This is a genomic window from Micropepsis pineolensis (genome assembly GCF_055392125.1).
The window spans coordinates 2,272,249-2,292,960 of record NZ_AP042408.1 but is presented as its reverse complement, the minus strand read 5'-3'; the positions used below and the strand labels follow the sequence as shown (position 1 = coordinate 2,292,960).

The following is a 20,712-nucleotide window of genomic DNA, read 5'->3' as shown; positions in this document are numbered from 1 at the left end:
GTATGACGATTAAAAATATTTTGCTGGCCGTTGATGGCGGCTCGAACACCAACAAGACGTTGGCGCAGGTTGCGGACTTGTTGTCGAACTATGCCGTAAAGCCTGTGCTGCACCCGCTGTGCGTCGCCACAATTCCAGTTGCCGCTGCTACGGGGGCCCCGGCCTATAAGGTTGTCGACGAAAATGCCCAGAACGTGGTCGACGAAGCCGTTGCGTTCTTTACCGAGCGTGGCTATCAAGCCGATGGCCATGTTGCCGATGGTTCGCCGGCGCGGGCGATTGTTGGCGCGGCCAAAGAATTAAACTGCGATATTATCTATATCGGCCATCGTCATATGTCGTTGCTGGGGCGGATGTTCGAGCCGTCGGTCTGTGTTGAACTCCTCAATCAGACGTCGACACCGGTCACGGTATTGCCGGACTGAGTATCCCCTAACGAAAAAGGCCTGCGGTTTGAGACCGCAGGCCTTTTTTTATGGAACGGAATTTTTACTAAACGATTTGGCGCAGCAGATAATACAGCCCACCGGCCAGCATCATGGCGGCGGGAAGCGTCAGCACCCAGGCCATCAGGATCGACCGCACCGTACTCCATTGCAGGCCGGATCCATTTGCAGACATGGTGCCGGCCACGCCGCTGGACAGAATGTGTGTGGTGGAAACCGGCAAGCCATAAACCTCGGCCGCACCGATGGTGACCGCGGCCACCAGTTCGGCCGATGCCCCCTGGGCATAGGTCAGATGCTGCTTGCCAATACGTTCGCCTACCGTGACGACGATGCGTTTCCAGCCGACCATGGTGCCAAGGCCAAGCGCAATCGCCACGCACACCTTCACCCACAATGGAATGAAACGCGTACCCGATTGCAGATCGCCGGTATAGCTTTTCAGTGTGGCAGTTTCAGATTTGGAGAAATTGGCACCCTGTGTCGGCAACTGGCGGATGGCGTCAGCGGTGAGGTACATGTCATTACGTAAGTTTGGTGTTGCCGATGCGGGAACATGTGCCAGCGTCTTATAGTTTTTGACGTTTTTGGCAATATCCGACGATAAGGTGGCAAGCCCGGCATAGACCTGCGGCTGGTCGAGCTTTTTATCCCGCAAGGCGGCACCAACAATCCGGCGGGCATAATCTGGTGTTGCAACCGTTTGGCCTTTGGCATGAGAGGTAAAGACATGCTGGGCCGATAGCGCTGCCTGGGTGAAGGCCGGGGTGCTGGTATCGGGCATGGTGCGGTTAAGAGCGTAGGCGGTGGGGGCTGCGCCGATCAGGATCAGCATAATAAGCCCCATACCCTTTTGCCCGTCATTGCCGCCATGGGCAAAAGAAACCCCGGTGCAGGTAAAAATGAGCAGAATGCGAATCCACCACGGCGGCGGGGCAGCGGTTTTGGGTTCTTCATAAAGCGCTTTTTTACGCACGGCAATTTTCATCACCACCAACAGCAGGGCGGCAAAAATAAAGCCCATCAGTGGGCTGACCAGTAACGCGCGGGCAACATTCAGTGCCTGGTTCCAGTCAACGCCCGATGTGGCATGTCCGGCCGGGGCCATCAGCTGATTGGCGAGCCCCACGCCCATGATCGAGCCGATCAGCGCGTGGCTTGAGCTGTTGGGTAGCCCCAGCGCCCAGGTGCCGAGGTTCCAGACAATGGCCGCGATCAGCAAGGCGAAGATCATGGCATAGCCGGCATTGCTGCCCACTTGCAGAATTAACTCTACAGGCAGGAGGGCGATGATGCCGTAGGCGACGGCACCGGTTGAAACCATGACACCGAGAAAATTGAACAGCCCTGACCAAACCACCGCCACCACTGGGGGCAGCGAATGGGTATAAATAACCGTGGCAACGGCATTGGCGGTATCGTGAAAACCGTTGACGAATTCAAAGCCGAGCGCAATCAGCAGCGCCACGCCTAATAATGCGAAAACGCCCAGTTCCAGCACTTCATTCGCGTTGCGAATGTCATAAACCAGACCGTGAATACCGTAGCCAATTCCGGCGGCGAGTAAGGCGAAGAAGACAATCGTGGTGACCGGATCACGCTGATGGTCCAGCTGTGGCTTGCCACTATGGGCCTGTGGTTCAGCCGTTAGGCTAATGTCAGTCATAAAATCCCCCTGCGATTGAGCAGGTGGGACTTTGGGTGTTGCATTTGACGGTTTCGTGAAAGTTGGGGGGCTTTCCGCAACAATCCTATGGGCTATCCTGCCGCACTTAGCGGGGGCTGTACCGGTTTAGGACGTTTTCCACCTATTCGAAATCAAGGATCTGCAATGGCACAGAAAACGCATCTTGGCTTTATGCTTGCACTCGCACTGTGTATCGGTGGCCCGGCCTGCGCTGCCGAGGCAAGCTATGGGCCCGAGCTGGAAGGGTTTCGCTATCCCTATCCACAACAGCATTTTGCCTTTACCTCGCAGGGGCTGCAGCTGCAGATGGGCTATATGGACGTGCAGCCTGCGGATGGCCATGGTAACGGGCGCACGGCAGTCCTGCTCCATGGTAAGAATTTCTGCGGTGCCACCTGGGAAACCACCATCAAGGCGCTGACTGAGGCAGGCTATCGTGTTGTCGCCCCGGATCAGATCGGTTTCTGCAGTTCATCAAAACCCGGATATTATCAGTATACGTTCCAACAGCTGGCCGAGAATACACGGGCGCTGCTGCAATCCTTGAAGATTGCCCGTGTCGTGGTGGTGGCCCATTCGACCGGCGGTATGCTGGGGGCGCGTTTTGCCCTGATGTATCCGGATATGGTGGAGCGTCTGGTAATGGTCAATCCGATTGGTCTGGAAGACTGGAAAGCCAAGGGGGTGCCCTATCGTACAGTGGATCAGTGGTATGCGCGCGAGCTGAAGCTGTCGGCCGCATCGGTGCATCAATATGAGCAGAGCGTGTATTATGTCGGACGATGGAAACCGGAATTCGACAAATGGGTCGATATGCTGGCCGGGCTTAACCAGGGGCCGGGACACGCCCGCGTGGCGTGGAATTCTGCACTGATTTACGACATGATTTTTACCCAGCCGGTGATCTATGAATTTCCCCAGCTGAAGGTTCCCACCACCCTGATGATCGGGGATGCCGATACCACCGCCATCGGCAGCGACATCGCTTCGCCCGAAGTGCGTAAGAATTTAGGCCATTATGACAAACTGGGCCCGGAAGTGATCCGGTCAATTCCCAATGGCCATCTGATTGTTTTCCATGGCTATGGTCATGCCCCGCAGATCGAGGCCCCCGACATGTTCCACAAGGCGCTGCTGGCGGAAATCAGCCAGTAAACTGTTTGAAAGGGCTTCTGGCCGGTCCGCTTCAAATGTGGGCCGGTCTTTTTATGCCCAAACGGTTTGCGTTTGGTCGTACAACGGGTTTACGCTGGGTGATGGAAATAATAACGATTTAAATTTGTAATATGTGTCCCGGTGGCACTGGTCAGGTTGGTCGCGATGAAACAGTCTTCCCTTGTTCTGCATGCCGGTTTTGAAGATAAGGCTTCCGGCGCGCCGGTGATGAACCCGCTGGAGCTGGCCACCAGTTTCTACGTCCGCCCGGACGAGGTTGGTTTTTCCGCCAACAGTCTAAACGGCACGGTGCCGCTGGTCTATTCGCGCTGGCGGAATCCTACGGTCGATCTACTCGAACAGCGCATGGCGGCGCTTGAGGGCGGCGAGGCGGCGCTGGCGCTGGCCAGCGGCATGGCGGCGGTGTCTGGTCTGTTCTTTTACAAGCTTAAGGCCGGTGACCATCTGGTGCTGTCCAATGTCTGCTATGCCGGGGTGGCCGAGCTGGCGCAGGAAATCCTGCCGCGCTACGGCATTGCGGTGACCCCGGTCGATACCTCTGACCCGGCCAGGGTGGCGGCGGCGTTACGGCCTGAAACCAAACTCATCCATGTTGAAACGCCCGCCAATCCGATTTTACGCCTGACCGATATTGAAGCCGTGGCCACCCTTGCGCACAACCATGGTGCGGCGCTGTCGGTGGATTCGACTATGGCGACCCCGGTGGCGACCAAACCGATTGCGCTGGGGGCGGATTATGTTGTGCATTCGCTGACCAAATATGCCTGCGGTCATGGGGATGCACTGGGTGGTGTGGTGATTGGTCGTCAGCAGGAAATTGCGGATCTGCATAAGATGGCTGCGATTCATTTCGGCGGGGTCATCAGCCCGTTTTCCGCCTGGCTGATCCTGCGTGGGCTGGAGACTTTACCGGCCCGTATGGCTTTGCATGAAGCCAATGCTGCCAAGGTGACGGCATTCCTGCAAAATCATCCGCGGGTGAAAAAAGCCTGGTGGCCCGGATCGGAAAGCCATCCGCAATATGCGCTGGCGCAGAAACAGATGCGGAATTTTTCCGGTATGGTTTCGTTCAGCGCCGACGATGGCGAAGCCCTGGCCGGGCGCATCGCCGAACGGATCACGCTGTTTTCCTATGCCGTGTCACTGGGTAAAACGCGCAGCCTGATCTTCTATATTCCGACAGACGATTTGCTGCGCACGTCGTTTCATCTTGAGGGGGACGAGGCTGAAGCCTATCGCGCCTGGACTGGCGAGGGGACGTTCCGCCTCTCGGTCGGGCTGGAAGATGCCGATGAACTGATTGCCGATCTGGATCAGGCCCTGTCGTAACGGCAAATCAGTCTTCGATGGGAAGGCCCGCCGCCACCCAGGCGTGGATGCCACCGCTTAAATGGGCGCTGATGGCAATTCCGGCGGCCTCGCAGGCGGCCACCGCATTGGCCGAGCGTACCCCCGCCGCACAATACAGAACGGCCTTTTTGCCGTGCGGATCGGGCAGGGCAAAGGGATTGAAACGCGACAACGGAAAAAGTTCGGCACCGGCGATATGGCCAGCCGCGAATTCGTGTTCTTCACGTACATCAATCAGCAAAACGTCATTACGGTCGATCATGTGTGCCAGCTCGGTGGCCGCAATGTTTTCGATTGTCATGTCTTTCACCATATTCCTGTCATGGAATTGAAAATGCCCTGCCAACGCATGGTGCGCTGACAGGGCATTGCAAGTAAAGAGCCGGATTATTGCTTACGGCTGCGGCTGAAGCGAAATCAGGACCACGTCATTGGTCCGGATTGCGATCCGCTTATTGAAAACACCATTCTTGCTGACCGTAACCGTGGTCTGGCTTTCCGCTTTATCGTCGGTCAACCGCTGCAAGGTGGCGATTTGATCCGCGGTCAGATTATCCGGACGACCCCATTCGATATACTGAGAATAGGCATCGTTGGCCATGTAACCGGTGCGGTGCAGGCTCAGCGTATATTTGCCGGGTTTCAGGCCCGCAACCTTCAGCGCAATGGGGGCTTTGGCGGTAGCCGGATGCAATTTGCGGAAATAGGGCCGGTTGCTTTCGTTCTGGTCGGGTGTGGTGTAATCCCAGATCAGGCCCGAAAAGCTGTTATCGGTACGGGTGAGCCACGAGCGGCTATCGCTGTTTTTGAGCTCCTGCGGGCCCAGTTCGTTGAGATATTTATAGGCGAAATAGGCTGCCTTGCGGATCCCTTCGCGATTGATCAGACCAAAGCCACCATGGAAGGATGTCGGCGGCGGGCCGGCTTCTTCGAACAGATCGGTATAGGTCCAATAGCTCATCGATTGGGCCACGCCTTCGGTGCGCTTGAGCTTGTCGAGGATGAAGGGCGCGCTGAGATAGGCATCATGCACCGGATCGCGCGGGTTATAGCTGGTGCTCCACTCGGTGAAATAGAGCGGTAAGCCGGGCTGCGCCGACGTCTGAATTTCCCCGCGAACCTTGACCACATCATTGACGATGGAATTCAGGTTCGGAGACAGCTTGTTATCGCCTTCGCCTTTTTCGTCAAGGAAACCGCCATCCACGCCATAGGCATGGGTGGTGATGAAATCAACGGGTGTGCCAGCGGCTTTGGCGTGGGCCAGAAATTCCGGCACCCAGGCCGCCCCTGCGGTCGACGGGCCACCAACAACTAGCAGGCTGTCGACCGATTTGATCGCATTGGCGGTCACGTCATAGAGCTTGAAATAGGCAGCCTGATCGCCACCTGCCCAGAAGCCGTCCAGATTAGGCTCGTTCCACACCTCAAAGCGCCACAGCCGTACTTCGTTGACGCCAAAGCGCTGCTGCAGGTGGCGGGTAAAGGCGGTGATGAAGTCGGCCCACTTGCCATAATCCTTGGGGTGCGAGCCGTTGGCCTTCCAGTAAAAAATGGTTTTATCGCTGGTGGCCAGATCGTGCGGCATGAAGCTTAATTCAACAAAGGGCTTCATCCCCGTTTTGAGGATGGCATCATAGACGGCATCGATCTTGTCGAAATTATAGACCGGTTTGCCGTCAACCTCGCGATAGGCCTCCATATCGTCGGAAAAAATGCCGTGAAAGCGGATATATTTGAACCCGGTTTCGTCATGGGCCAAATGCAGTTGGGCAAGGTTGTCGGTGCGCAGCAAAATGCCGGGATGGTCGGCGCCAACGCAGTCCTGCCAGCTCATATCACGCGCACCTTTGACCGCGTTCATATCGGCGCTGATGCTGCGGCCATCATTGGGGCTGGCGGGGGCGGCTGCCGTGGCGGCAAGGCCCGGCGTCGCGCTATAAACGGCAGCACAGAGCAAAGCACTGGCTATATGAAGTTGCGGTCTGTTCAATATTCCCTCCCAGAGTGTTCTTGGCGCGTGTCGGCCTGTAAGCCGGACAATCCTGCGGTGAGGAATGTTATCGCTCACATTTTGCTGCGATAGCAAGTGCCATGTGCGACATATGAAATGGTGATAATGCGGATTTGTTATGAATTTCCAATGTGTTGCTGTAAACTTTGTGTTACCGGTATTCGCGTTCTGCCTGTATGTGGGCGTTTTGAACAGGCACATACCCCTTTAAGTCCGTAGCCGGTTAGGCGTAAGGAAATCCGGTTACCTGTTTTTACGAATGGATTTTCCCCGTGCCGGTTACCATCGATCCGTTTTACGCCATTCAGATCAATCTTCTGGCCCATGAACTGAAAGCTGAGGGCCGCTCGGTCATACATATGGAGTATGGTCAGCCTTCCGCCGGTGCGCCACGCAAGGCCATCGAGGTGGCCCATCGCGTGCTCGACAGCGATAGCATGGGCTATTGGGAAAGCACGGATTTACAGCATGCCATGGCGCGGCACTACCGGCAGGCCTATGGTCTGGATCTCGATCCCAACCGCTTTGTGCTGACCTGCGGGGCCTCGGCGGCGCTGGTGCTGGCGCTGACGGTGCGCTTTGACGCTGGCGAAACGGTGGCGATGGCGCGCCCGGGCTATGTCGCCTATCGCAATACGGTCAAGGCGCTGCATCTGCAGCCGCATGAAATCGCCTGTGATGCCAGCACGCGCTATCAGCTGGCGTCCGGCCATCTTAAAGCGCTGACACCGGCCCCGGCCGGTGTGATTGTCGCCAGCCCGGCCAATCCGACCGGCACCATTATCCCGGCGGATGAACTGGAGAAGATTGCCGGCGTTTGCCGTGCGCGCGCCATTGGGGTGATTTCCGACGAAATCTATCATGGGCTCAGCTATGTCGAACCGGCGCAGACGATCCTGCGTTATGATCCGGATGCGTTTGTGGTCGGCAGTTTCTCGAAATATTTCGGCATGCCGGCGTGGCGGCTGGGCTGGCTGCTCGCCCCAGAGGCCTATGTCAGCCGTGCCCGCGCTTTTGTCGGCAATCTGTTTCTGACTGCGCCATCGCTCAGCCAGCATGCCGCGCTGGCGGCGCTTGATTGCCATGACGAGCTGGAAGAGCGGGTTCTGGTCTACAAGCGTAATCGCGATTTGTTGCTACAGGCCCTGCCGCGGCTGGGCCTTGATAAAATTGCCCCGCCGGACGGGGCGTTTTACATCTATGCCCATATCGGCCATCTCACCGATGACAGCTTAGGATTTTGCAAGCAATTGCTGCTCGATACCGGGGTGGCGACGGCACCGGGTATCGATTTCGATCCGGTCGATGGCCATCACTATATTCGCCTCAGTTTCGCGGTCACGACCGAGGAAACCGAAGATGCCATCCGGCGGCTGGAAACATGGTTCGCGGCGCGCCAATAACAATAAAAAAAGCCCCAGGGATACATCCAGGGGCTTTTTTGTTAGGCGGGTGTCAGTGCGTGATGGTAAAGCGGCCGACCATGCTTTCCATTTCCTTGGCGTAACCGGCCAGGGCCTCGCTGGCGGCGTTGCTTTCTTCGGCCATGGCGGCATTTTGCTGGGTCGATTTATCCATATCGGAAACTGCGGAATCGATCTCGCCCAGTGCGTTGGCCTGTTCGCGTTGCGAATGGGCGATTTCCCCGACCAGTGTTGAGATCGACGCAACATCCTCGACGATCTTCTGCAGTGCGCCGCCGCTTTCTTCGACCAGCTTCACACCGGTTTCGACCTGTGTTTCGCTGGCTTTAATCAATTTCTTGATCTCTCTGGCGGCTTCGGCGGAACGCTGGGCCAAGGCCCGCACTTCGGATGCCACCACGGCAAAGCCGCGACCTGCTTCGCCAGCCCGCGCTGCCTCGACACCGGCATTAAGCGCCAGAAGGTTGGTCTGGAACGCAATCTCGTCGATGACGCCGATGATATTGGAGATTTCACCGGACGATTTGGCAATCTCGCGCATGGCATCGACCGCCAGACTGGCAATGCTGTTGCCGTGCTCGGCACCTTTCTTGGCGTCGATGGCGCGTTGGCTGGCTTGCGCGGCGCTGTCAGCGGATTTCCCCACCGTCGCGGTAATTTCATTGACGGCGGCAGCGGTTTCTTCCAGCGATGCCGCCTGGCGCTCGGTGCGGCTGGCCATGCCATGGGCACCTTCGCTGATATCGTGACAGTTGGTGGCAATGTCGTTGGCGCTTTTATTGATGTCACGCATGGCCCCTTCCAGCTGGCCGATGGCATCGTTGAAGTTCTGTTGCAGCACACGATATTCTTCCGGCAGCGCCTTGGTCAGCCGATAGGTCAGATTGCGCTGCGCCATCGCATCCAGTCCCTCGCCGAACGAGGACACCACCAGTTCAATACCCGCCAGCCGGGCGGTTTCTTCGGCCTGTTTCTGCGCTTCCTCGGCTTTGGCGCGGTCGATCTCGCGCTGCTTGGCGGCTTGTTCGCGTTCGCGGCGGTTCCGTTCTGACGTCTCCATCGCCTGGTTGAAATTGTCTTTGAGCGCCTGATAGGCGGGGGGCAGGGTCGCATTCAGGCGGTAATCCAGCCGTTCTTCGGCCATCGCCTTCAGCCCTTCGCCAAAGGTCTCGACGACAAGGGCTTCGCTGCGGCGCTGGGCTTCGATTTCGGCCAGCTTTTGTTCCTCGGTGGCGCGCTTTTTTTCTTCTTCGGCTTTGATGCGCTGGGCTTCCTGCGCCTTCATCGACTGGTTGAACTGCAAAATTACTTCAGCCAGGGTGCCAAACTCGTCCTTGCGCTCGGTATAGGGAACATCCGTTGTGTAACGGCCCTTTTGCGCATCGCTCATCAGCTCGCTCAGCGGTTTGAAGGGCGCAAACAGATAGCGGAAAACGACATAGCCCAGACCGCCGCACAGGATGATCAGGCCGAGACCGGCAATGCAGGTCAGCGTGACGGCGTCGTAAAAGGTCTTCATGAATTCGGTTGTGATATAACCGACCGCCAGAATGCCGACGATTTTGCCACTGCTATCTTTGAGCGGCATATAGGCTGACAGATGCGGCTCGCCAGCCACAACGGTGGCGCCACTATAGACCTTGCCGGAGCTGTAGACCTTTTCTGCGACTTCTGCGCTGATCTTGGTGCCGACCGCGCGGGTGCCATCGGCCTTTTTGTTCGATGTCGCCACACGGACCCGCCCGACGACAATCGACATCGAACCGTGGAAAACCCGGGCGATGTTGTCTGTCGTGGCATTGTCGTTGTTCAGCACATGATCACCGACCTTCAGAACGCCATTCTCAAGAGAGTAGGGTTGCTGGTCGGGATTAATCATCTGTTCCGCGGCGGCGAGATTTTCCTCAAGCCTGTCGGTGCCGAGCAATTTGTTGAAATGGTTCAGAATGAACGCGGCGCAGGCGGCGATACTGATGATGATCATGACGACGATCAGACTGATCGCTTTGGCCGAAACGGTATGCAGGCCGAACGAGAAACGCATCGGTATATCCCTCCTGTGCATATTCATACGTGTAAAAACTTGCTGGCCGACCTTGCCGCACGATGGGTACATAAATAGTAAATAGAATGGTCAAAAATCGGTATTTAAAAATATTCATGGGTTGAAAATTCAAATATAGAAAATTTAGTTGGGTTACTGTTTGCAGAATTTATTACGCTTCATATAAAAACCGAACGGTTGAGGTAACGTTTTAACAACGCAAAGGTTGAGGTGCGGGAGTTGTTTTTTCGATAAGTGCGTCAAATGCTATCTTGGGTAGATTATTTACTGTGGCTTGTCTTGTTTTGGCACGGCGCTTTGGTGGCGTCCTGCGCTTAAGCCAAACCGGGCCGTATTCTGGTCACGTGCGCCATGGCTGGGCGCAGACTGCTTATTCTTTATGCAGGTTTGTCTGCCCTTTGGACCGCAAGGTGCGGCCTTTGGTGTGCGTGGCTGGAAAATGTCGGTTTGGGATGTATGGGGCATTGCGGGGGCTTGCCACGGCGATACTATGCTTAACGCTACTGAAAGTGGGTTTTTATCATGCGTTTTTCTTGGTGCCTGGCGGCGGTCGCCGCAATTGCCACGCAGCTCTGCTGGGCGGCGGATACGGGTGAAGCGGATTTTCGTTCCCTGTATAAAGAACTGGTCGAGACCAACACGACCCTGTCTGCGGGCAGTTGCACCCTGGCGGCCGAACGAATGGCGGCACGCCTGAAAGCGGCGGGCTACAGCGATGCCGATATTCATCTGTTTGCCACCCCTGAGCATCCCAAGGATGGCGGGCTGGTGGCGGCGCTGAAGGGCAGTGACCCGTCGGCAAAGGCCATTTTGCTGCTTGCCCACCTTGATGTGGTTGAGGCCAAGCGTAGCGACTGGACGCGTGACCCCTTTACCCTGATCGAAGAGGGCGGGTATTTCTATGGTCGTGGCACGTCGGACGATAAGGCAATGGCCGCCATCTTCACCGATCTGCTCATCCGCTATAAGCGCGAAGGCTATGCCCCCAAACACACCATTAAAATGGCGCTGACCTGTGGCGAAGAAACGTCGAGTGCCTTCAACGGGGCTGAATATCTGTCCAAGGAGCATCGCGACTGGATCGATGCGGCTTTTGCCATCAACGAAGGCGGCTCGGGTGAACTCGACGACAAGGGCAAGCGCGTCACCCTTGATGTTGAAGCTGCCGAAAAGGTCTATCAGGATTACACCATCACTGCGGTCAATCCGGGTGGCCATTCCTCGCGTCCGCGGCCCGATAACGCCATCTATGATATGGCGGCGGCGCTTCGGAAAATTGCGGCCTATGAATTCCCGGTGACGGTGAATGATGCCAATCGCGGCTATTTTACCGAGATGGCTAAGATCACCAAGGGGCCAGAAGGCAAAGCCATGGCCGCCATTGTCGCCAACCCTAACGACAAGGCCGCCGACGCATTGCTGTCACAGAATCCGACCTATCACACTTTGCTGCGTACCACCTGTGTGGCGACGATGATCGAAGGCGGTCATGCCACCAATGCATTGCCGCAGAAGGTGAGCGCCAATATCAACTGCCGGATTTTCCCCGGTACCAGCCCGCAGGCCGTGCGTGAAACCCTTGCCAAGGTAATTGGTAATCCGAAGGTTAGCATCGCCTTCTTCGGGCCGCTCAGTCCGGCAACGCCGGCGCCGAAGCTGGGCGCGGACATTATCGGGCCGGTGAAAGCGGTCTCGGCCGAATTGTATCCCGGCACGCCGGTGCTGCCGGTGCTGATGGCGGGGGCGACGGATGGTATTTATACCTCGGCGGCGGGGATCCCGACCTATGGCATTGAAGGAATTTTCGTCGATCCCGATCAGGGCAACATCCACGGTCTGAACGAGCGGGTCGGGGTTAAGGCCCTGATGGATGGACGCGAGTTCCAGTACCGTCTGGTCAAGCGCTTCGCCGAGCAATAAGGTTTTATGCCAAGATGCCGTACAGGGGCGGGCGCTTTCGCGTCCGCCCCTTTTTCGCAGACTAATCGAAGCGGAAGGCTGACAACGCGGTGCGCAGCACCAGTTCGTTATAAATGCGTGTGCCGGGGCCTTCGGCGGCACCGGCGGCCACCATGGCGGGGATCAGATGCTCCTCGCGCGGATGCGATACTCGCGCCGCCGGGGCCTGTTCCCAGTCCGTCAGGGCTGCGTTACGTTCCGGCGATGGCAAGGCCAGCGTATCGGTCAGCCATTGATCGAAGGCTTGCGAGGGGGCGGTAGCATTCGGATTGCCAAAGCCGCGCATGTTGTGAAAACTCATGCCGGTGGCCAGGATCAGCACATTGTCATCGCGTAAGGCCTTTAAGGCCGCACCGGCTTTGATATGCAGGGCCGGGTCCAATCCATGATCGAGCGACATCTCTACCACGGGCACCGTAGCATCCGGAAAGGCGACCTTTATGGGGATGAATACGCCATGATCGAGACCGCGCACCGGATCAATGCTGGCCTTGATGCCAGCCGCGTTGAGCGCGGTCGCGGCTTGCTGGGCCAGCCACGGGGCCCCCGGCACCGGATAGGGGAGAGAATAGGTGTGCTGCGGAAAGCCATAATAGTCATAGATCAGGCCGGGGCGATCGATTCCGCTGAAGGCAAAGCCATCAGCCTCCCAATGCCCGGACACAATCAGAATGGCTTTTGGCGTTTGCGGCAACTGCTCCGGCAGGCTCTTCAGAAAATTCGCCATACCGGTCCATTGTCCGGTGGGATCTGGCATGAAGAAGCAGGGGCCGCCGCCATGCGGCAGATAGAAAACCGGTTGAGTGCGCATCGTTTAAGACCTTGGTTGAACAAAATTACGCTGGTGTTTATGCCTTGCGGGGCAGGCGGGTGGGCAACACGGCCCATGCCCCATCGCCGATCAGCACCTGAACAAGCAGCGCGATGGACCAGAAAGCGGGATATTCCCAGCCGCCATTGGGGTTGTTGAAGAAGAAGCCGTTGGCGCCATGCACCGTAACGATGGTGCCCAGAATGAGCGGGATCAGCGCCAGCGCCGCCACACGGGCATAAATTCCCAGGATCAGCATCAGGCCGCCGACCAGTTCGGCCACCATGGTGATATAGGCCAGTTCCGGCGGCAGGCCGAGGCTGGCAAAGAATTTGGCCGTTCCTGCCGGGGTGAAGATGAAGAGCTTCAGGCCAAAATGGGCCAGAAACAGCCCGCCCAGACTTACCCGTAGCAGGGTGGCGCCGTACTGGGCGGATAAGGGGACGCGGGCTGGTGTGGCGATGGATGTCATGGTGGGAACTCCTTTCGCCAGAAGATGTAGTTTATCACACTGCGTGTGATAATATGCTGTTTATGACAATCACTTTGAACTGGTAGTATAAAGTCATGATGGATCGTTTGACCGGGATCGAGGTTTTCGTACGGGCCGTGCGGCTGGGTGGGCTTTCGGCTGCTGCCCGCCAGATGCGGCTGTCACCAACCATGGCTGCGCGCCACCTGAGCGCATTGGAGGATCGGCTAGGTGTCAGTTTGGTGCACCGGACGACGCGGCGGTTATCGCTGACAGAAGCGGGGGCATCCTATCTCGATAAGGCCGAGCGTATTTTGGCCGATCTTGGGGAAGCCGACGCAGAGGCTTCCAGCCGAACCCTTATGGTAGAGGGGAACTTACGGCTCAGCGCGCCATCGGCCTTTGGTCTGATGCATGTTGTGCCGTTACTGGCGCAGTTTACCGAACGCCATCCCGCCGTGACGGTCGATCTTGGGCTTGATGATCGCTATGTCGATCTGTTGCAGGAACGCTGGGATCTGGCCATCCGCATTGGCCAGCTGGCCGATAGCCGTTTGCTCGCCCGTAAGCTGGCCCCGGTGCGCCTTGTTATCTGTGCGGCACCGCATTATCTGGCGCTGCATGGCGTGCCGCATACGGTTGCTGACCTTAAAGACCACGCCTGTTTGGGCTACACACTCTCGCCCGGCGTCAGCACGGATACGTGGCGGTTCGGTAAAACGGGCGAAATCCGTGTGCTGGTTCATGGGGCTTTGATCGCCAATCATGGTACGGCGCTGGTTCAGGCGGCGATCGCCGGAATGGGGCTGGTGTTGGGGCCACGGTTTCTGGCCGCGCCGGCGTTGGCACGTGGTGAATTGGTTGAGGTGTCGCTTGATGTGGAATTGCCCGATATGGGCGCGATTTATGCCGTGACGCATCCGTCACGCCGGCCTGCTGCCAAAACACGGGCTTTTATAACATTCCTTGGCGAAATGTTGACGAAAATGGCTGTTCAATGGTGAGGAAAATGAGCCTGTCCACATTACAGACGTGTGAATTCTTTTGACGGCTTAAAGATGCTAGGACGGCCGGAAAAGATCGCACGATAAAGCTGCACATGGCTGTGGCTGTTGGAGTTAGTATGACATTTCTCGCCCGTCTGTCGCGCTTCAGGCCTGACAATTTCACGCTCGCAATTGCAACCTCGGTGGTTATCGCCACCTTCTTGCCGGTCACCGGAAAAGCGGCCGCAAATTTTGACGTTGCCACCGACTGCGCCATTGCCTTGCTGTTTTTCCTGCATGGCGCGCGGCTGTCGCGTGAGGCGGTGCTGGCCGGGTTCACCCACTGGCGTTTGCATATCGTAATTCTGGTCTCAACCTTCGTGTTATTTCCTTTGCTTGGGCTTGTGATTGGTATGGCCGGGGCAAGCTTTCTGTCACCACTGCTGATTACCGGCATCATCTTTTTATGCTGTCTGCCATCGACGGTGCAGTCTTCCATTGCGTTCACCTCGATTGCGGGTGGCAATATACCGGCAGCGATATGCAGTGCGTCGGCATCCAGTCTGCTTGGGGTGTTTTTAACGCCAATCCTAACGGGGCTTCTGCTCAGTGCGCATGGTACCGGCGGATTCTCGCTGAGCTCGTTGCAGGCTATTATCATGCAGCTGCTGGTGCCGTTTGCTATTGGTCAGCTTATGCATCCGTTGATTGGCGGTTGGGCGCTGCGTCATAAAAAGATGCTCAGCTTCGTCGACCGCGGTTCCATTCTGATGGTGGTTTATGGCGCCTTTAGTGAAGCGGTCAGCCATGGGCTTTGGCATACGCTGGCGCTGTCTGATCTGGTCGTGATACTGGTGCTTGACGCGGCGTTGCTGGCCGTGGCTTTGGTTATCACGACCTTTGGGGCACGCCGTCTCGGCTTTAATCGTGCCGACGAAATTGCCATTGTTTTCTGCGGCTCAAAGAAAAGTCTGGCCAGCGGCGTGCCGATTGCCAACATTCTGTTCGCGCGTTCCACCGTCGGCATGATTGTGCTGCCGCTGATGCTGTTTCATCAGATCCAGCTGATGGTATGCGCCATGCTGGCCCGCCGTTATGCAACCGCGAAGGATAAATCACCATAACGCGTGCGCTTGAGCTGTCGGCTGTAAGGTAATGCTTGGCAATACTCTGGTCAGCATCAGGGTAATTTTTACACGAAAGCAATCTTGAGTTGTTTATATGCGCCGCTGACCAGGTCAGCGGAATAAAAGTGCCTGTATAGCTATTGATTTTTTAAAGTTAGTTAGCTAACTAACGAATTCGTAGCGTGTATTTGTCTGGTATAAAACATATGCAGGGCACAAGTGATAAAAAGGCACAACGGGAATTCATTGTGCGAATTATGTCGTTGGCAAAGAATTATCGTCATTTTGCCAACACCGAACTAGAAAACAGTCAACTGTCACATTCAACGGCGCTGGTCGTGACATTGCTAAGCCATACCAATGGTAATTGCTCGCAAAAATATCTTGCCGATCAGCTTGATATGACGGCAGCCTCGCTGGTGCCCTTATTAAATCAGGTTGAAAAATCAGGTCTGATTACACGGCGGATCGATCCCAGCGATAAACGGATCAATAATATTGAACTGACAGCAAAGGGCGAACTGCTGGCCAAGGATGCCCAACACGTTCTCGATACCGTACGCAATCGCATGTTTGCTAAAATTGCGCCATCTGATGTCGATGCGGCGGTCCGTGTGGCAACAGCGTTACAAGCTGCGCTGTCATCACACAAAACGCATCAGAAATAGCGCTGCAGATAAAATTTATGCGTATCGGTCAGCGAGAAATTATTTTCTCAGTAAACAGTTACTGTGCGGCTATGCTCGCACTGTATGTCTCTTTATGCTGTGATCTGGACCGTCCGTATTGGGCGATGATGACGGCGTATATTGCCAGCCAACCTTTTACCGGTGCCGTATATTCGAAAGCCATATACCGAATAATCGGTACTGTGCTGGGGGCGGCGATGATGGTGTTTATTATCCCACCGCTGTCTAACGCACCGCCCTTGCTATCAATGGTCATTGCATTGTGGGTTGGAATTTGTCTGTTTTTCTCGTTGTTGGATCGCACGCCACGCTCCTATATTTTTTTGCTGGCAGGATACACAACGGTATTCGTCGGTTTTCCGATTATCGGTGCACCGATATCTGTATTTGATGTTGCGGTTGCGCGGGTTGAAGAAATCTGTATCGGCGTGATGTGTTCTACCCTGTTCCACACAGTGTTTTTTCCACGCAGTCTGCGACAGAGTCTGTCACATCAGTTTTCTGATACGGTTACGGATTTGCAGGCGTGGGTCGTTGATACACTCGCGCGAAAAAAAGATGCCGTGCGTCGGCGGGGGCGTATAAGGCTTGCGGCTGATATTACAGATCTGCATCTGGCAGCAACCCATATTCCTTTCGACACACATGAGCCACAGGAAGTAAGCGACGTTACCCGTGCCATTCAAAATAAATTAATTCTACTTTTTCCGATAATCACCGGCGTTTCAGATCGCTTGAAACGACTGGAAGAAAACGGGCCATTACCACAAAAGCTATCACTGTTGCTGAGTGAGGTTTCGGGCTGGCTTAAGATGCCGGCAGCTGAGCTTGATGCGGGTAAAGTCAATATAAAAAAGAAATGCATAGCGCTTAAATTGATTAAGGGTCCCCCAAGCTGGCGCGACATGCTGGTTTTTAATATCGCATCGCGGCTATCCGAGCTTGTCGATGCTTATGCTTCGTGCCGGAAATTGGTCCGTTTGTTTTCCGATCAGAATGCCATCCGGTCATTTTCTCCAACCGTTGGCACGGTTCATGGTCCGCGTGTGCTGCACACAGATTCTTCTTCTGCTGTCTACACATCGCTGGTGTGCTTCGGGATCATTTTTATCGGATCGTTGCTATGGATATATTCCGGGCGCCCGGAAGGAAGTACGGCTGTGATGATGGCCGGGGTGACATATTGCTTGTTTGCCAGTATGGCAAACCCTGTGCCCGCACAAAAAAAGTGTTTGTATTTCACAACATTAGGAAGCCTGGCGGCGGGAATCTATTTGTTTCTCATCTTACCGCACGTGCATAGTTTTCCAACACTTTCGCTCGTACTTGCCCCGGTTTTATTGGTTTCTGGTGCACTGCTTGCTCTGCCGAAGGTTGGGGGAAGCTATATGTCGTTTGTTATTCCTTTCTGTGCAAGCCTTACATTGACCCGGCATTTCTCGCCGGATTTTGAAAACTTTCTTAATTTCAACGCGGCACAATTTGTCGGTATTGCAGGTGTTGTTGCTGCAACTGGGATTCTCCATCGTTTCAGTGCACGCAAACGCATTTATTCAGTTCTGCATGCGACATGGTCAGATATTGCAGCGCTTGCACACGGTGACCGAAAAATGAGCAGCGCGGTTTGGCTCAGTTTAATGGTTGATCGTATTGGGCTGCTGGCACCGTATGTCGATGTCATAAAGTCATCCGAGGCATTGAAATCCGTCAATGCGATGGGCGAGATGCGGACAGGCCTGAACATTATAAGGTTTTCGCGTGCTATCAGACGGTTACCCGATGACTTAAGCGCTGACGCGGAAGCGTTGTTGCGTGAAGTAGGGCGGTATTTCGATACGCTGGCATCCGGTGGAAATTTTGTAGATCCACCCGAAAGCTTGCTGCGGCAGATCGATGGACAAATTGCAACATTGTCGTCGTTATCTTCAAACCGTCTTAAAGAGACTATTTTTAATGCGCTAACCGGACTGCGCTGCAATTTGTTTCCGCACGCTTGGGCATATATGTATGGGATAGACTGGCATGATTAGAGAGTATGATTTCTACGGTATTTTGATACATCCCTATATGCTTGCACTGATCTGTAGTTTTGCCGCGATTAAGCCAATTGGAATGTTGCTAAACAGGATGGGGCTATATCGCCGGATATGGCATGCGGGCCTTTTTGATACGGCTATTTTTCTTATTCTTTATGGAATTATTGTTTGTTTGCTTATTCCGGATTTAATCGTATCTCTGTTTTCTTAAAACGCCAAAGGTGCTGCAATGAACTGGTCTCTATACAGAAGAATGGCGCTGACAATCATAACGGCTGTTTGCGCTATTGGCATCTCGGTTGCACTTTGGCGCTATTACGAGGTGTCGCCCCGTACGCCAGATGGTAAAATTCGTGCAGACATTGTTTTGGTATCGCCAGATGTTACTGGTTTGGTGACAAAGGTATTTGTCATTGATAATCAGCATGTCAAAGCGGGTGACACTTTGTTTGAAATCGACCGCGAACGTTTTAAGATCGAAGCAGAACGGTCTGAAGCCGCGCTGCATGCCAAACAGATTGCTTTAACCCAAGCTATGCGCGTCTCGCACCGCAATGCGAAACTTGACGATCTTGTTGCCAGAGAAGATGTTGAGCAGGGGCAGGAAAAGGTTGATGAGCTTAGTGCTGAAGTACGTCTGGCTGAAGCTGATGTAGCTGCGGCAAAACTTAATTTGGCGCGCTCGACCGTTAAGGCATCTGTTGATGGCATAATTACAAACTTCAGTTTGCGACCCGGTAGTTATGCTACTTCGGGAAAGCCGGTGTTTGCACTGATTGATCTGCACTCCATTCATATTGACGGATATTTCGAAGAGACAAAACTGCATGGCATCCACGTGGGTGATGCGGTTCGCATTCACCTGATGGGCGAAAGCCGTATTTTAAGCGGTCATGTCCTCAGCATCGCTGGTGGTATCGAGGATCGTGATCGTGCGACGGGTGGAAACCTGCTGGCAGATGTCAATCCGACGTTTAGCTGGATCCGGCTGGCGCAACGTATTCCGGTACGCATTGCCATTGATGAGCGTCCGGCGGGGATTGACCTTGTGCTGGGCCGCACGGCGGCTGTTGAAGTTTTACCGTTGAAGCAGGTGGTGAGGTGATAATGCATCGTATCCGTCTGGCCGAAAACAATAAAAAATTTGATCCGAGACGGTAAGTTTCATGCGCTTGGCCGTGGGTGGTAAAATCGGTCGTATTGCGCTAATCTTCATAATATCTGGCTGCACTTGAAAGTCACCATACGGTATTGATGGGGCGATTTGATGAAATGTATCACCGCAATCGTCATTACAGTCGGGCTTTTATGCTGTACCACTGCCCACGCAGGCAATATCACAATCTGGAATACGCCGCAGCATGGCGCCAACAGCTTTAACCGCACCCCACCGGACGAAGCCTATTTCCGTGCCCTGAAAGCAACGGGGGTAAGCTGGGTTCGTCTGGCGTTTTCAAAATGGCATGGTGCCGGGCGCGATTTTCTGATTGGTGATGCCGATCATTACAACGGCATACCACCTGCCGATTTGAGAACGTTGATTCAGGTGATGGATGCTGCCCATCACGCGGGCCTTAAAGTGGTGTTGGTACCATTGTCCTTGCCCGGTAATCGCTGGAATCAGCATAACGGTGGTAGGCCTGATGACCGGCTGTGGAACGATCATGCCTATTGGGTACAGTCGGCTGCGTTCTGGTGTGATCTGGCGCTGGCGGTAAAGAACCATCCGGCGCTGGCGGGGTATAATTTGATCAACGAGCCGATGCCTGAAAAGCCGCTGGGTCTGGATGCACAGGCCACCGCAGATGTACGTCAGGCCTGGTATGCTAAATATCATGGCACCAGCCATGATTTGCCGGGTTTCTATACTTTTTTGATTGCGGCCATTCGCCAGATCGATCCAGTCACCCCGGTGATGGTTGATAGTGGCTGGTCGGCGAATGCCTGGGGTTTTAGCTATTGGCCGAAGCCGCTTGCCGACAATAATGTGCTTTATGCCTTTCATATGTACGAGCCTTACGAAGCGACCAGCGCCACAGATACGGCTCATCCCTATCCGGGTATCTCCGCCTGGTTCGGGCCGCAACAGCTGGTGTGGAATAAGGCGGTCATGGCGCGATACCTTGCCGGCCCGTTCGCGTGGGCGGCAGCTAACGGTGTGCCGCAAAGCCGCGTGGTAGTAAGTGAGTTTGGTTGTATGCGCCAGTGGGCAGACTGTGGTGCCTATCTTGGTGATGTACTCGATATTTTGAACAACCGATCAGCTCATTGGGCGTTCTATGCCTTCCGCGAGGATGGCTGGGATGGCATGGATTACGAAATCCCGGCGGATTTTACCTCCAGGCAGTTTTACGATTTTATGGGGCAGGCAAAGGCAGGCAATATTCCACGTACCCCTCATCCCCTGATGGATGTTATTACTGCGCATATGAATTAGGTTAGCTGCGCGGCGTCAGACCATTTCGGACCA

Annotated in this window: 18 protein-coding genes; 12 read left to right on the top strand and 6 right to left on the bottom strand. The window is 55.1% G+C overall.

The window, feature by feature from the left end; all coding sequences use genetic code 11:
* The first annotated feature begins 2 nt into the window (after positions 1-2).
* A complete protein-coding gene (locus tag ACZ5RI_RS10220) occupies positions 3-425 on the top strand; it encodes a universal stress protein (RefSeq protein ID WP_464512430.1) in 423 nt (140 codons plus the stop codon).
* 67 nt (positions 426-492) lie between these two features.
* Here the strand turns inward: ACZ5RI_RS10220 and ACZ5RI_RS10215 are convergent, their stop codons facing one another.
* Complete coding sequence (locus tag ACZ5RI_RS10215) at positions 493-2,112, bottom strand: inorganic phosphate transporter (protein ID WP_464512425.1); 1,620 nt, start codon at positions 2,110-2,112, stop codon at positions 493-495.
* Between the two features lie 165 nt (positions 2,113-2,277).
* On the opposite strand from ACZ5RI_RS10215, the gene ACZ5RI_RS10210 reads away from it, so the two are divergent.
* Both ACZ5RI_RS10210 and ACZ5RI_RS10205 read left to right on the top strand, forming a co-directional pair.
* Positions 2,278-3,288, top strand: coding sequence for an alpha/beta fold hydrolase (locus ACZ5RI_RS10210; RefSeq protein WP_464512420.1), 1,011 nt, complete (start codon positions 2,278-2,280; stop codon positions 3,286-3,288).
* A gap of 165 nt (positions 3,289-3,453) precedes the next feature.
* Entirely contained in the window at positions 3,454-4,638 is a 1,185-nt protein-coding gene (locus tag ACZ5RI_RS10205) for a trans-sulfuration enzyme family protein (protein ID WP_464512416.1), read from the top strand.
* Between the two features lie 7 nt (positions 4,639-4,645).
* Here the strand turns inward: ACZ5RI_RS10205 and ACZ5RI_RS10200 are convergent, their stop codons facing one another.
* Positions 4,646-4,960 (bottom strand): rhodanese-like domain-containing protein, encoded by a 315-nt coding sequence (locus ACZ5RI_RS10200; protein WP_464512411.1) that lies wholly within the window; start codon positions 4,958-4,960, stop codon positions 4,646-4,648.
* 93 nt (positions 4,961-5,053) lie between these two features.
* Positions 5,054-6,523, bottom strand: coding sequence for a GH39 family glycosyl hydrolase (locus tag ACZ5RI_RS10195; RefSeq protein WP_464515585.1), 1,470 nt, complete (start codon positions 6,521-6,523; stop codon positions 5,054-5,056).
* Between the two features lie 422 nt (positions 6,524-6,945).
* On the opposite strand from ACZ5RI_RS10195, the gene ACZ5RI_RS10190 reads away from it, so the two are divergent.
* Positions 6,946-8,076, top strand: a complete 1,131-nt coding sequence (locus ACZ5RI_RS10190) for a pyridoxal phosphate-dependent aminotransferase (protein ID WP_464512407.1) — start codon at positions 6,946-6,948, stop codon at positions 8,074-8,076.
* Between the two features lie 52 nt (positions 8,077-8,128).
* On the opposite strand, the gene ACZ5RI_RS10185 is transcribed toward ACZ5RI_RS10190, so the two are convergent.
* A complete protein-coding gene (locus ACZ5RI_RS10185) occupies positions 8,129-10,141 on the bottom strand; it encodes a methyl-accepting chemotaxis protein (RefSeq protein WP_464512402.1) in 2,013 nt (670 codons plus the stop codon).
* Between the two features lie 543 nt (positions 10,142-10,684).
* On the opposite strand from ACZ5RI_RS10185, the gene ACZ5RI_RS10180 reads away from it, so the two are divergent.
* Positions 10,685-12,082 carry a M20/M25/M40 family metallo-hydrolase gene (locus ACZ5RI_RS10180; protein ID WP_464512397.1) on the top strand — a complete coding sequence of 466 codons (1,398 nt, stop codon included), beginning with the start codon at positions 10,685-10,687 and terminating at the stop codon, positions 12,080-12,082.
* Positions 12,083-12,143: 61 nt separating this feature from the next.
* Here ACZ5RI_RS10180 and ACZ5RI_RS10175 read toward each other — a convergent pair whose 3' ends face one another.
* Both ACZ5RI_RS10175 and ACZ5RI_RS10170 read right to left on the bottom strand, forming a co-directional pair.
* Positions 12,144-12,932, bottom strand: a complete 789-nt coding sequence (locus ACZ5RI_RS10175) for a DODA-type extradiol aromatic ring-opening family dioxygenase (RefSeq protein WP_464512392.1) — start codon at positions 12,930-12,932, stop codon at positions 12,144-12,146.
* A 37-nt stretch (positions 12,933-12,969) separates the two neighbouring features.
* Positions 12,970-13,404 carry a DoxX family protein gene (locus tag ACZ5RI_RS10170; RefSeq protein WP_464512388.1) on the bottom strand — a complete coding sequence of 145 codons (435 nt, stop codon included), beginning with the start codon at positions 13,402-13,404 and terminating at the stop codon, positions 12,970-12,972.
* A 95-nt stretch (positions 13,405-13,499) separates the two neighbouring features.
* On the opposite strand from ACZ5RI_RS10170, the gene ACZ5RI_RS10165 reads away from it, so the two are divergent.
* The 7 genes from ACZ5RI_RS10165 to ACZ5RI_RS10135 all read left to right on the top strand — a co-directional run bounded on the left by ACZ5RI_RS10165 (position 13,500) and on the right by ACZ5RI_RS10135 (position 20,679).
* Positions 13,500-14,408, top strand: a complete 909-nt coding sequence (locus tag ACZ5RI_RS10165) for a LysR family transcriptional regulator (RefSeq protein WP_464512384.1) — start codon at positions 13,500-13,502, stop codon at positions 14,406-14,408.
* Positions 14,409-14,527: 119 nt separating this feature from the next.
* A complete protein-coding gene (locus ACZ5RI_RS10160) occupies positions 14,528-15,514 on the top strand; it encodes a bile acid:sodium symporter family protein (protein WP_464512380.1) in 987 nt (328 codons plus the stop codon).
* A gap of 209 nt (positions 15,515-15,723) precedes the next feature.
* Positions 15,724-16,185: a MarR family winged helix-turn-helix transcriptional regulator gene (locus ACZ5RI_RS10155; protein ID WP_464512375.1), complete on the top strand. Its 462-nt coding sequence runs from the start codon at positions 15,724-15,726 to the stop codon at positions 16,183-16,185.
* A 17-nt stretch (positions 16,186-16,202) separates the two neighbouring features.
* Positions 16,203-18,236: an FUSC family protein gene (locus ACZ5RI_RS10150; RefSeq protein ID WP_464512370.1), complete on the top strand. Its 2,034-nt coding sequence runs from the start codon at positions 16,203-16,205 to the stop codon at positions 18,234-18,236.
* Positions 18,229-18,453 (top strand): DUF1656 domain-containing protein, encoded by a 225-nt coding sequence (locus ACZ5RI_RS10145; RefSeq protein WP_464512365.1) that lies wholly within the window; start codon positions 18,229-18,231, stop codon positions 18,451-18,453. Before ACZ5RI_RS10150 ends, ACZ5RI_RS10145 begins: the two co-directional genes overlap by 8 nt.
* 18 nt (positions 18,454-18,471) lie before the next feature.
* Positions 18,472-19,347, top strand: coding sequence for an efflux RND transporter periplasmic adaptor subunit (locus ACZ5RI_RS10140; RefSeq protein WP_464512360.1), 876 nt, complete (start codon positions 18,472-18,474; stop codon positions 19,345-19,347).
* Positions 19,348-19,509: 162 nt separating this feature from the next.
* A complete protein-coding gene (locus tag ACZ5RI_RS10135; protein ID WP_464512356.1) occupies positions 19,510-20,679 on the top strand; it encodes a glycoside hydrolase family 5 protein in 1,170 nt (389 codons plus the stop codon).
* The last annotated feature ends 33 nt before the right edge of the window (positions 20,680-20,712 follow it).

Coding starts and splice junctions, on each gene's coding strand:
- ACZ5RI_RS10175 (WP_464512392.1), bottom strand. CDS start 12,932: ATGCGCACTCAACCGGTTTTCTATCTGCCGCATGGCGGCGGCCCCTGC.
- ACZ5RI_RS10170 (WP_464512388.1), bottom strand. CDS start 13,404: ATGACATCCATCGCCACACCAGCCCGCGTCCCCTTATCCGCCCAGTAC.
- ACZ5RI_RS10185 (WP_464512402.1), bottom strand. CDS start 10,141: ATGCGTTTCTCGTTCGGCCTGCATACCGTTTCGGCCAAAGCGATCAGT.
- ACZ5RI_RS10220 (WP_464512430.1), top strand. CDS start 3: ATGACGATTAAAAATATTTTGCTGGCCGTTGATGGCGGCTCGAACACC.
- ACZ5RI_RS10150 (WP_464512370.1), top strand. CDS start 16,203: ATGCGTATCGGTCAGCGAGAAATTATTTTCTCAGTAAACAGTTACTGT.
- ACZ5RI_RS10160 (WP_464512380.1), top strand. CDS start 14,528: ATGACATTTCTCGCCCGTCTGTCGCGCTTCAGGCCTGACAATTTCACG.
- ACZ5RI_RS10180 (WP_464512397.1), top strand. CDS start 10,685: ATGCGTTTTTCTTGGTGCCTGGCGGCGGTCGCCGCAATTGCCACGCAG.
- ACZ5RI_RS10165 (WP_464512384.1), top strand. CDS start 13,500: ATGATGGATCGTTTGACCGGGATCGAGGTTTTCGTACGGGCCGTGCGG.
- ACZ5RI_RS10135 (WP_464512356.1), top strand. CDS start 19,510: ATGAAATGTATCACCGCAATCGTCATTACAGTCGGGCTTTTATGCTGT.
- ACZ5RI_RS10195 (WP_464515585.1), bottom strand. CDS start 6,523: ATGAACGCGGTCAAAGGTGCGCGTGATATGAGCTGGCAGGACTGCGTT.
- ACZ5RI_RS10200 (WP_464512411.1), bottom strand. CDS start 4,960: ATGACAATCGAAAACATTGCGGCCACCGAGCTGGCACACATGATCGAC.
- ACZ5RI_RS10155 (WP_464512375.1), top strand. CDS start 15,724: ATGCAGGGCACAAGTGATAAAAAGGCACAACGGGAATTCATTGTGCGA.
- ACZ5RI_RS10140 (WP_464512360.1), top strand. CDS start 18,472: ATGAACTGGTCTCTATACAGAAGAATGGCGCTGACAATCATAACGGCT.
- ACZ5RI_RS10215 (WP_464512425.1), bottom strand. CDS start 2,112: ATGACTGACATTAGCCTAACGGCTGAACCACAGGCCCATAGTGGCAAG.
- ACZ5RI_RS10210 (WP_464512420.1), top strand. CDS start 2,278: ATGGCACAGAAAACGCATCTTGGCTTTATGCTTGCACTCGCACTGTGT.
- ACZ5RI_RS10205 (WP_464512416.1), top strand. CDS start 3,454: ATGAAACAGTCTTCCCTTGTTCTGCATGCCGGTTTTGAAGATAAGGCT.
- ACZ5RI_RS10145 (WP_464512365.1), top strand. CDS start 18,229: ATGATTAGAGAGTATGATTTCTACGGTATTTTGATACATCCCTATATG.